The organism is Streptomyces xanthii, assembly GCF_014621695.1.
Lineage (GTDB): Bacteria > Actinomycetota > Actinomycetes > Streptomycetales > Streptomycetaceae > Streptomyces > Streptomyces xanthii.
Window position 1 is genome coordinate 3,228,145 of sequence record NZ_CP061281.1, and the last position, 10,396, is coordinate 3,238,540.

A 10,396-nucleotide genomic window follows, 5' to 3' on the forward strand; every position below is an offset into this window, starting at 1 on the left:
CGGGGGTGTGCGGCACGACGGTGCCGCTACGAGGGTGCCTAGAACAGGCCCGTCGAAGCAAAACGCAGGACCAGCTGGGGCGCTCCGGAGAGGGCGACGCCGATGACGGCGGTGACGGCGATCGCGGCGGTCAGCGGGGCCGAGCCGCGGTGCGGGGCGCTCTCGCCTTCGGGGGCGCGGAAGAGGGCAGCGGTCCACTGGAGGTAGTAGTAGAGCGCCACGACGACGTTCACGGCCATGACGACGGCGAGCCAGCCGAGGCCGGCGTCGACGGCCGCCGAGAAGACGGTGACCTTCGCGAAGAGGCCGATGACGCCCGGCGGCAGTCCGGCCAGACACAGCAGGAAGAAGCCCAGGACGAGCGCGGCGAGCGGGCGCGAGGCGTACAGGCCCCGGTAGTCCGAGAGGCGGTTCAGGGGCCGCGTACGGGCCACGAGGGCGGCCACGGCGAAGGCGCCGAGGTTCACGGCCGCGTACATGAGGGCGTAGGCGAGCGTGGAGCCGATCGACTTCTGGGGGTCGTCGGAGTAGGCGGCCGCGGCGATCGGCACCAGGAGGTAGCCGGCCTGGCCGACGGACGACCAGGCGAGCAGGCGGACGGCGCTGTACGCGCGCGTGGCCTGCTGGCGCAGCGCGGCGACGTTGCCGACGGTCATGGTGAGGGCGGCGAGCGCGGCGAGGGCCGGGCCCCACACGTCGGCGTACGAGGGGAACGCGACGACGGTGACGAGGATGAGGCCGGTGAAGCCGACGGCCTTGCCGATGACCGACAGGTAGGCGGCGACCGGCAGCGGTGCGCCTACGTAGGTGTCGGGCACCCAGAAGTGGAACGGTACGGCGGCGGTCTTGAAGGCGAAGCCCACGAGGGTGAGCGCGACGCCCGCCTGGGCGAGGGTGTCGAGCTGCCCGTCCACGTGGGTGAGCTGGGTGGCGATCCGTGTGAGGTGCAGGCTGCCGGTGCTCGCGTAGACGAAGCTCACGCCGAGGAGGGTGACGGCGGTCGCGGTGACCGAGGAGAGGAAGAACTTCAGGGCGGCGTCGGCGGAGCGCCGCTCGCCGCGCTTGAGGCCCACGAGGGCGAAGGCGGGCAGGGAGGCCACTTCGAGGGCGACGACGAGGGTGGCGAGGTCGCGGGAGGCGGGCAGGAGGGCGGCGCCGGCGGCGGAGGACAGCAGCAGGAACCAGAACTCGCCGTCGGGCAGCGGTTCGCCGGTCTTCCGCGCGTCCTTCAGGGTGTTGACGGACAGCAGGGCCGTGACCAGGGCGCCGGCGAGGACGAGGAACTGGACGACCAGGGTGAACTGGTCGGCCGTGTAACTACAGGCGTCGTAGCCCGCGTCCTTGAGGCAGAACGTGGAGCGGTCGTCGCCAAGAATCGGGATCAGCGTGAGCGCGGCGACGGCGAGGCCGGCGACGGAAATCCAGCCGAGGAGCTGCTTGTGGCGTTCGGCGACGAACAGGTCGGCGACCAGCACGATCAGGCCGACGATCGCCGTGAGCGTGGGCGGCGCGATCGCGAGCCAGTCGACGGACTGGACGAGGGAGGCCACGGAGGGCGCGGCGACGGCGGTCACTTGAGGCCTCCAGCGAGGAGCTTCTGCACGGCCGGGTCGGTGAGGCCGAGCAGCGCGGCGGGCCACAGGCCCGCGAGGACGGTGAGGGCGGCGAGCGGGGTCCAGGCGGCGAACTCGTAGCCGTGCACGTCGGCGAGGGCCGGGGTCTCGTGGCCGCGCGGGCCCATGCAGACGCGGCGGACGACGATCAGCATGTAGGCGGCGGTGAGCAGGGTGCCGAACGCGGCGATCGACATGAACACGAGGAACGCGGGGCGGCTCAGCCCGTCGGCCGGTTCGAAGGCGCCGAACAGGGCGAGCATCTCGCCCCAGAATCCGGCGAGTCCGGGCAGTCCGAGCGAGGCGACGGCGGCGAACGCGAGGAGGCCGCCGAGGCGGGGAGCCCGGCCGTAGAGGGCCATGCCGCCCTGCTCGGCGAGGGTGTCGAGGTCGCTGGTGCCGGCCCGGTCCTTGAGCGCGCCGACGAGGAAGAAGAGGAGGCCGGTGATGAGGCCGTGGGCGATGTTGGCGAACAGGGCGCCGTTCACTCCGGTCGGGGTCATCGTCGCGATGCCGAGCAGCACGAAGCCCATGTGGCCGACGGAGGAGTACGCGATGAGGCGCTTGAGGTCGCCCTTCGCACCCTGCCTGGCCAGGTTCAGGCAGGCCAGGGATCCGTAGACGATGCCGATGACGGCGAGCGCGGCGAGGTACGGCGCGAAGGTCCGCATTCCGTCGGGCGCGACGGGCAGCAGGATCCGGACGAACCCGTACGTGCCCATCTTGAGCAGGACGCCGGCGAGGAGCACCGAGCCGACGGTCGGGGCGGCGGTGTGGGCGTCCGGCAGCCAGCTGTGCAGCGGCCACATCGGGGTCTTCACGGCGAGCCCGATCCCGATCGCCAGAACGGCGATGACCTGCACGGACGTGGTCAGCCCCCGGCCGTTGTCAGTGGCGAGTGCCACCATGTCGAACGTGCCCGCCTTAACGCCGATAAGGAGGAGCCCGAGGAGCATCACGACCGAGCCGAGGAGCGTGAAGAGGATGAACTTCCAGGCGGCCGCCTGCCGTCCGGCACCGCCCCAGCGGGCGATGAGGAAGTACATCGGGATGAGGACCATCTCGAACGCGAGGAAGAACAGGACGAGGTCGAGCACCGCGAAGGTCGCCAGCGTGCCCGATTCCAGAACGAGGACGAGCGCGACGAAGGCCTTCGGGGACGGGCCTGAAGGCATCTTGAAGTAGGAGTACAGCGCGCACAGGAAGGTGAGCAGCGCCGTGAGCACGAGAAGGGGGAGGGAGATGCCGTCGACGCCGAGGTGGATCCGGATGCCGAGCGCCGGGATCCAGCTGATGTCCGTCGTGGCCTGCATCTTCGACGGATGGTCGTGGTCGAAGCCGAGCGCGAGGACGATCGCGGCGAGAAGGATCACGCCGGTCACGGTCACGCCGTGGCGGAGCACGGCCTGGTCGGGGGTCTTCCCCTTCAGCCCGGGCGGGGCCGGGAGGAGAGCGGCGGCCGCGCCGAGGAGCGGGCCGACGACGATCAGTGCGAGAAGAAGCTGCATCACGGATTCGCTGATATCGATCACGGCTGCTCACGCTCCGGCGGTGGCGACGAGGACGACGGCGACCACCAGGACGACGGTGCCTGCGAGCAGGGCGCTGAGGTAGGTCTGCACGTTGCCGGTCTGGGCGCGGCGCACGGCCCAGCCGAGTGCCTTGGGGGTCTCGGCCGCTCCGCGTACGTACGTGTCGACGACGGCCCGGTCGAGGAACGCGACCAGGGAGGCGGCGGCCCGGACGGGACGGACGAAGAGGGCGGTGTACACGGCGTCGAGGTGGAAGCCGGTGGCCGCGTGGCGGTGCAGCGGGCCCAGCAGGAGCCGGCCGGGGTCGGCCGGGTCCGGGGCCGCGGCGATGTCGCCGTAGGCCGCGGCGTGGCTCGCGATGGCCTCCGCCTCGACGAGGCCGCCGTCGCCGGTCTCGGTGTCGATCGCGACGGCGCCGAGCGGCGGGCGGGCGGCCATTGCGGTGGTGTGCCGCCAGGCCGCGTACGTGACCAGGCCGCCGACGAGGGCGACTCCGGTGCCGAGCACCGAGGTCGTCAGGGTCGGGGCGAGCGAGCGGCCGTCGAACCAGTCGGGCAGCACTGCCGTGGCCAGACCGAAAGCGAGGGAGGGGATGGCGAGGACCCACAGCACGAGGTTCATGACGAGCGGTTGGCGGCCGTGGTCGGGGGCCGGGGCGCCGCGCCCGTTGAAGGCCAGCAGCCACAGGCGGGTCGCGTAGGCGGCGGTGAGCAGCGCGGTGACCAGGCCGGCGATCAGGACGATCCAGCCGGCGGCGGCCGGGACGCCGTGCTCGTGTCCGGTGGCGGTGTGCTCGGCGGCGCCGAGGACGGCCTCCTTGGAGAAGAAGCCGCTGAACGGCGGGATCGCGGCGAGCGCGAGCAGCGCCACGGTCATCGTCCAGAAGGCGTCGGGCACGCGGTCGCGCAGGCCGCCCATGCGGGACATGGCGGCCAGGGAGTTGGTGCCGGCGGCGTGGATGATCACGCCCGCCGCGAGGAACAGCAGCGCCTTGAAGGCGCCGTGGGACAGGAGGTGGAAGACGGCGGCGCCGCGGTCGCCGACGGCGAGGGCGCCGTTCATGTAGCCGAGTTGACCGACCGTCGAGTACGCGAGGACGCGCTTGATGTCGTCCTGGGCGAGCGCGGCGAGGGCGGAGCCGGCCATGGTCACGGCGGCCATGACGGCCAGCACGATCAGCGCGGCCTGTGAGGCGGCGAAGACCGGGAGGAGACGGGCGACGAAGTAGACACCGGCGGCGACCATCGTCGCGGCGTGGATGAGCGCGGAGACGGGCGTGGGGCCCGCCATCGCGTCGGGCAGCCAGGTGTGCAGCGGGAACTGCGCGGACTTGCCCGCCACACCGGCGAGGAGCAGGAGCGCGATCAGGGTCGGGTGGTCGAGGCCGCCCGCGGTCGTGACCTGGCCCAGGACCGTCGTGATGCGGAACGAGCCGGCGTCCGCGGCGAGCGCGAACAGGCCGATCAGGAAGGGGACGTCACCGAGCTTCGTGACGAGGAAGGCCTTCAGGGAGGCGGCGCGCGCCTCGGGGGTCTCCCAGTAGTGGCCGACGAGGAAGTACGAGCAGATGCCCATGACTTCCCAGCCGACGAGCAGCACGATCAGGTCGCCCGTGTAGACGACGAGGAGCATCGCGGAGGTGAAGAGGGAGACGAGCGCGGCGTACGAGGGGTAGCGCGGGTCGTCGCGCAGGTAGCCGGTCGAGTAGAGCTGGACGCAGGTCGCGACGAGTCCGACGAGGACGGCGACGAGGGCGGCGAAGCCGTCGATGTGCAGGGCGAGTTCGATCGGCACGGAGCCGGTCGGGGTGAGCTCGGTGTGCGCGTCGAGGGCCGCGGTGTGGTTGCCGGTGCCGCCGCCCTGCCGGACGGCGACGAGCACGGCCAGGACCAGGGCGGTCACGGTCGGCAGCACGGCCAGGGGGCGGACGAAGCCGGGGGCGGTGCGGCCGAGGAGCAGGCCGGCGGCGGCGCCGAGGAACGGCAGGAGGGGGACGAGGACGGCGAGGGTCGTGGTGGTCACGCGGTGGCCTCGGCCTTCTCGTCGGCGGCGCCGCTCGCGCCCGCGGCGGCTTCGGGGGCGGCGGGGGCGTCGGGTTCGTCGTCCGGGTCGCGCGGCTCGGCGGAGTCGCGGAGCCGGTCGATGTCCGAGGTGCCGCGGGCCCGGTACACGGCCAGGACGATCGCGAGGCCGATGCCGATCTCGGCGGCGGCCACGGCGATGGTGAACAGGGTGAGCGCCTGGCCGGCGTGCAGGGTGTCGCGGAGCCAGACGTCGAAGGCGACGAGGTTGAGGTTGACGGCGTTGAGCATCAGCTCGACAGACATCAGGACCAGGATCGCGTTGCGGCGGGCCAGTACGCCGTACAGGCCCGTGCAGAAGAGGAGGGACGCCAGGACGGCGGGATAGGCGAGGTGCATCAGCGGTTGCCCTCCCGTGCGGCGGGGGTGGTGGCCCGCTCGGCCGCGTTCTTCCTGCGGGACAGGACGATCGCGCCGACGAGGGCGGCGAGGAGCAGGACGGAGAGCGCCTCGAAGGGCAGCACCCAGTGCCGGAACAGGACCGAGCCGGTCACCGCCGTGTCGCCCTGCACGGTGTCGAGGTCGATCCACGTCGTGCGGAAGGCGTCGACGACGACCCAGACCAGGGCGGCGGCGGAGACGAGCGCGACGCCCAGGGCGACCGGGCGGTTCGGGCCGTCCGCGTCCGGCGAGCGGCCGATGGGCGCCCGCGTCAGCATCAGTCCGAACAGGAGGAGGACGACGACGGAACCGACGTAGATGAGGACCTGCACCCACGCGATGAACTCGGCGGTGAGCAGGAGGTACTCGACGGCGAGGCCGCCCAGGGTGACGATCAGCCACAGGGCCGCGTGCACGAGCTGCTTCGTGGTGACGGTGACGATCGCGGCGCCGAAGGTGACCAGGCCGACGAGCAGGAACGCGATCTCGACGCCGGTCGGGGAGAGGAACCCGTGCGCGGTCCCGGTCGCGGCCGGGGTGATCGCGGGTGCGCTGATCGCGGCGGCGGTGATCATGCGGGCTCCTTTCCGGGTCCGTCAGTGGGCCCGTCGGTGGGGCCGTCAGTGGAGTGGTCGGGGGCGGCCTGCTCGGCCTCCGCCTGCTGGGCCGCGGCGAGCTTCTCGGCCGTCTTGCGGGCCGCCGCGATCTCCTTGGGCTCCTCGGCGGCCGGGTCGAGCGCGGGCGGGGCCGGGACCGTCCACATCCACTCGCGGAGCTTGTCCCGCTCGTGAGTGAGCTCGCGGATGTCCGTCTCGGCGTACTCGAACTCCGGCGACCAGAACAGCGCGTCGAAGGGGCACACCTCGATGCAGATACCGCAGTACATGCAGAGGGAGAAGTCGATGGCGAACCGGTCGAGGACGTTGCGGCTGCGCTCGCGGCCGCCCGGGGCGGCCGGCGGCACCGTCTCCTTGTGGGAGTCGATGTAGATGCACCAGTCGGGGCACTCACGGGCGCAGAGCATGCAGACCGTGCAGTTCTCCTCGAACAGGCCGATCACGCCGCGCGTACGGGGCGGGAGTTCGGGCTGGACGTCCGGGTACTGCTCGGTGACGGTCTTGCGCGTCATCGTGCGCAGGGTGACGGCGAGGCCCTTGGCCAGGCCCGATCCCGGGAACTTCGCGGACATCAGCTGATCGCCACCTTCACGATTCCGGTGAGCGCGATCTGCGCCAGGGCGAGCGGGACGAGGAGCGTCCAGGACAGCTTCTGGAGCTGGTCCTCACGCAGGCGGGGGTAGGTGACGCGCAGCCAGATCACGACGAAGGCCAGGATCGCGGTCTTGAGCAGGGTCCAGACCCAGCCGAGCCCGTCCGCGCCCCAGGGGCCGTGCCAGCCGCCCAGGAAGAGGACGGTGGTCAGGCCGCACAGGACGACGATGCCCGCGTACTCGGCGAGCAGGAACAGGGCGAAGCGCAGGCCCGTGTACTCGGTGTACGCGCCAAAGATGATCTCGGAGTCGGCGACCGGCATGTCGAAGGGCGGGCGCTGCAGTTCGGCGAGGCCCGCGACGAAGAAGACGAGCGCGCCGACGATCTGCCAGGGCAGCCACCACCACTCGAACGCGTCGAGGATGCCGGGCAGCGACACCGTGCCCGCCGCCATCGCGACCGACGCGGCGGCGAGCAGCATCGGGAGTTCGTACGCGAGGAGCTGGGCGGCGGTGCGCAGACCGCCGAGGAGGGAGAACTTGTTGGCGCTGGCCCAGCCCGCCATCAGCGAGCCGAGCACGCCGACGCCCATCACCGCGAGCACGAAGAAGATGCCCGCGTCGACGACCTGGCCGACCGCGCCGTCGGCGGGGCCGACCGGGATCGCGAGCAGGACGAGGAGGTACGGGAGCAGGGCGACGGCGGGGGCGAGCTGGAAGACGCGGCGGTCGGCCTCGGCCGGGACCACGTCCTCCTTCTGCGCGAACTTGACGCCGTCGGCGACCAGCTGGGCCCAGCCGTGGAAGCCGCCCGCGTACATCGGGCCCAGGCGGCCCTGCATGTGGGCCATGACCTTGTGCTCGGTCTGGCCCACGACCAGGGGGAGCACGAGGAAGGCCACGAAGACGACGACGAGCCGCAGGGCTACGTCGAGCGCGTCGTTCACCGTGTACCTCCTTCGGGGCGCTCGGGATTCTCGGGGCTGTCGGGGCCTTCGGGGGTGCCGGGGCCTTCGGGGCCTTCGGGGGTGCCGGGGCCTTCGGGGGCGCCGGGGCTTTCAGAACCTTCCGGGCTGTCGGCCTGGGTCCGATCGGGCTCGGGCTCAGCCACGGGGGCGGGCTCGGCCTCGGGCACAGCCACGGATGCGGGCTCGTTCTCGGCCTCAGGCTCGGGCGCGGGCCCGGACTCGTCCTCAGGCGCGGACACGGGCCCGGACGCGGACTCGGCCTCAGGCGCAGGCTCGGCCTCAGGCTCGCCGGGCGTTTTCGGCGCGGCCGGGGGCGTCGGTTCGTCGAAGGCCGGGCGGGCGTGGTGCCAGGGGGCATCGCTCGGGCGGGACTTGGCGGGGGCCTGTGCCGGTGTCCCGGACTCGGCGGCGCCGGGCGTGCCGTCCGATGAAGGGGCCTCCGGCGCCGGAGTGCCGCCTTGCCCACCCTCCTCCGAGCTCTCGGCACCCTCGGTGCTCCGGGCCGGAGCCGGGCGCTGCGAAGCCGAGCCCTCCGATACCGAGCGGGCACGCCGGGCAGGGCGAGGGGCCGGCTCGGCACCCTCCGCACCGGCACCCGCGGCACCCGGAGCCGCCGTCTGGCTCGCCGAGCCCTCGCTCGCCGAGCGCGTACGCCGCGCAGGGCGAGGGGCCGGCTCGGCACCCTCCGCACCGGCACCCGCGGCACCCGGAACCGCCGTCTGGCTCGCCGAGCCCTCGCTCGCGGAGCGGGCGCGGCGGGCCGGGCGTTCTCCGGCGGCACCCGCGCCGGCGGCGCGCCCCACGCCCCGGGCCGGGCGGGCCGGCGCGGGCGGGAGCTGGCCCTTCATGGGGCCCCAGTCGTTGGGGTCGGGCACGCCGGGCGGGAGCATCTGGCGGCGCTTGGGGCCCCCGTGCTCGGACTCCCCCGGCTCCTTCGCTCCCGGCCACGCCTTCGCGACGCGCGCCGCGAGCACGAAGTCCTTGCGCAGCGGGTGCCCCTCGAAACCGTCGGGCAGCAGCAGCGGGACGAGGTGCGGGTGGCCGGTGAAGTCGACGCCGAACATCTCGTGCGTCTCACGCTCGTGCCAGGCAGCCCCGGCGTACACGCCGACGGCGGACGGCAGCACCGGCGCCGCGTGCGGCACGGTCGTGCGCAGCAGCAGACGCCGTACGGAACCGGGGGCGACGGCCGCGACGTGGGCGCAGACGCGGAAGCCGGTCTCCGGTTCGTCGACCGCGCTCAGCCAGTCGAAATAGGTGCAGCCCAGGGTCGTGCGGGCCGTCTCCAGGGCGGTGAGCCAGGTGGCGGCGGGGACGTCGACCGTGAGCAGGTCGTACGCCTCCTCGACGATGGCGTCGGCGCCGAAGAGCTCCTCGACGGGGCTCGGCAGCCAGCTCATCGGTCACCCCCGGACGGCGCGGGCGGCTGGACGAGACCGCTGCTCAGCGCGGCGGCGGAGGGCCGCCCGGCCGCGGCGTCGGCGGACGCGTAGCGCTCGCCGAGCGACTCCCGGGCGATCTTCTCCTGGAGCTTGAGGATGCCCTGGAGCAGCGCCTCGGGCCGGGGCGGGCAGCCGGGCACGTACACGTCGACGGGGATGATCTGGTCGACGCCCTTGGTCACCGAGTACGAGTCCCAGTACGGGCCGCCGCAGTTGGAGCAGGCGCCGAAGGAGATGACGTACTTCGGCTCGGGCATCTGCTCGTACAGGCGCTTCACGGCCGGGGCCATCTTGTCGGTCACGGTCCCGGAGACGACCATCAGGTCGGCCTGGCGCGGGCCCGGGGCGAACGGGATGACGCCGAGCCGGATGAAGTCGTGCCGGGCCATGGACGCGGCGATGAACTCGATGGCGCAGCAGGCGAGTCCGAAGTTGAAGACCCAGAGCGAGTAGCGGCGGCCCCAGTTGAGGACCACCTTCATCGGTTCGGGGGCGAGCCGCGACAGCACGCCGAGACGCTTCGGCTCCGGAAGGTCCACGGGTTCGGATGCGGGGGTCACGTCCACGTCAGGACGCCCTTCTTGTATGCGTACAGCAGGCCCACGGCCAGGAAGCCGAGGAAGATGAACATCTCGACGAGGGTCGTCGCGCCGTATCCCGGTGCGGCGAAGACGGTCGCCCAGGGGAACAGGAAGATCGAGTCGACCGCGAAGATCACGTACAGGAACGCGTACACGTAGTACCGGACCTGGGTGTGGGCCCAGCCGTCGCCGACCGGGTCGACGCCGCACTCGTAGGTGAGGAGTTTCTCCGGGGTCGGCGCCACCGGCCGCAGCAGGCGGCCCGCGCCGAAGGCGACGGCGACGAACAGCACGCCGACGACGGCGAGCAGTCCGACCACCGAGTACGACCGGAAGTAGTCCACCGCGATGACGGTCACGTCTCAGCGCCCCTCGCGTGTTCGTTGTGTTGGCTTCGCTGTGCTGGTTTCGTCGTGTTCGTCGTGTTCGACGATCTGTACGGACGATCTGTACGCACGGGAGTCTAGGGCCTGTTAAAGGGAGGGTAAGCAGCCTGGTCCGAGGCGCGGACACGGGTCCACCGCGCGAGGTGGGGTTATCCCCCGTTCGTCCCGGGCGGTCCGCCTCATGGCGTCCGGTCACGCGCGC

10 protein-coding genes are annotated in these 10,396 nt (G+C 72.5%); all 10 read right to left on the reverse strand.

The features are described 5' to 3' along the window. Nucleotides 1–38 precede the first annotated feature (38 nt). The 10 genes from IAG42_RS14545 to IAG42_RS14590 are packed head-to-tail and all read right to left on the reverse strand — an operon-like array spanning nt 39 to nt 10,167. Complete coding sequence (locus tag IAG42_RS14545) at nt 39–1,574, reverse strand: NADH-quinone oxidoreductase subunit N (RefSeq protein ID WP_188337418.1); 1,536 nt, start codon at nt 1,572–1,574, stop codon at nt 39–41. Further along, nucleotides 1,571–3,145, reverse strand: a complete 1,575-nt coding sequence (locus tag IAG42_RS14550) for a complex I subunit 4 family protein (protein ID WP_188337419.1) — start codon at nt 3,143–3,145, stop codon at nt 1,571–1,573. Before IAG42_RS14550 ends, IAG42_RS14545 begins: the two co-directional genes overlap by 4 nt. 6 nt (nt 3,146–3,151) lie before the next feature. Next, nucleotides 3,152–5,167, reverse strand: a complete 2,016-nt coding sequence (locus tag IAG42_RS14555) for an NADH-quinone oxidoreductase subunit 5 family protein (RefSeq protein ID WP_188337420.1) — start codon at nt 5,165–5,167, stop codon at nt 3,152–3,154. Further along, nucleotides 5,164–5,565: an NADH-quinone oxidoreductase subunit NuoK gene (gene nuoK, locus IAG42_RS14560; protein ID WP_188337421.1), complete on the reverse strand. Its 402-nt coding sequence runs from the start codon at nt 5,563–5,565 to the stop codon at nt 5,164–5,166. Before nuoK ends, IAG42_RS14555 begins: the two co-directional genes overlap by 4 nt. After that, on the reverse strand, nt 5,565–6,182 hold the full coding sequence (locus tag IAG42_RS14565; RefSeq protein WP_223206004.1) for an NADH-quinone oxidoreductase subunit J family protein: 618 nt from the start codon (nt 6,180–6,182) through the stop codon (nt 5,565–5,567). The genes nuoK and IAG42_RS14565 overlap by 1 nt, the downstream gene beginning before the upstream one ends. Next, complete coding sequence (locus tag IAG42_RS14570) at nt 6,179–6,796, reverse strand: NuoI/complex I 23 kDa subunit family protein (RefSeq protein ID WP_188337422.1); 618 nt, start codon at nt 6,794–6,796, stop codon at nt 6,179–6,181. Before IAG42_RS14570 ends, IAG42_RS14565 begins: the two co-directional genes overlap by 4 nt. Then, a complete protein-coding gene (locus tag IAG42_RS14575) occupies nt 6,796–7,764 on the reverse strand; it encodes a complex I subunit 1/NuoH family protein (protein WP_188337423.1) in 969 nt (322 codons plus the stop codon). Before IAG42_RS14575 ends, IAG42_RS14570 begins: the two co-directional genes overlap by 1 nt. Then, nucleotides 7,761–9,185, reverse strand: a complete 1,425-nt coding sequence (locus tag IAG42_RS14580) for an NADH-quinone oxidoreductase subunit C (RefSeq protein ID WP_188337424.1) — start codon at nt 9,183–9,185, stop codon at nt 7,761–7,763. The genes IAG42_RS14575 and IAG42_RS14580 overlap by 4 nt, the downstream gene beginning before the upstream one ends. Further along, nucleotides 9,182–9,793: an NADH-quinone oxidoreductase subunit B gene (locus IAG42_RS14585; RefSeq protein ID WP_188337425.1), complete on the reverse strand. Its 612-nt coding sequence runs from the start codon at nt 9,791–9,793 to the stop codon at nt 9,182–9,184. Before IAG42_RS14585 ends, IAG42_RS14580 begins: the two co-directional genes overlap by 4 nt. After that, entirely contained in the window at nt 9,784–10,167 is a 384-nt protein-coding gene (locus IAG42_RS14590; protein ID WP_188337426.1) for an NADH-quinone oxidoreductase subunit A, read from the reverse strand. The genes IAG42_RS14585 and IAG42_RS14590 overlap by 10 nt, the downstream gene beginning before the upstream one ends. Nucleotides 10,168–10,396: the final 229 nt, after the last annotated feature.

Coding starts and splice junctions, on each gene's coding strand:
- nuoK (WP_188337421.1), bottom strand. CDS start 5,565: ATGCACCTCGCCTATCCCGCCGTCCTGGCGTCCCTCCTCTTCTGCACG.
- IAG42_RS14565 (WP_223206004.1), bottom strand. CDS start 6,182: ATGATCACCGCCGCCGCGATCAGCGCACCCGCGATCACCCCGGCCGCG.
- IAG42_RS14570 (WP_188337422.1), bottom strand. CDS start 6,796: ATGTCCGCGAAGTTCCCGGGATCGGGCCTGGCCAAGGGCCTCGCCGTC.
- IAG42_RS14580 (WP_188337424.1), bottom strand. CDS start 9,185: ATGAGCTGGCTGCCGAGCCCCGTCGAGGAGCTCTTCGGCGCCGACGCC.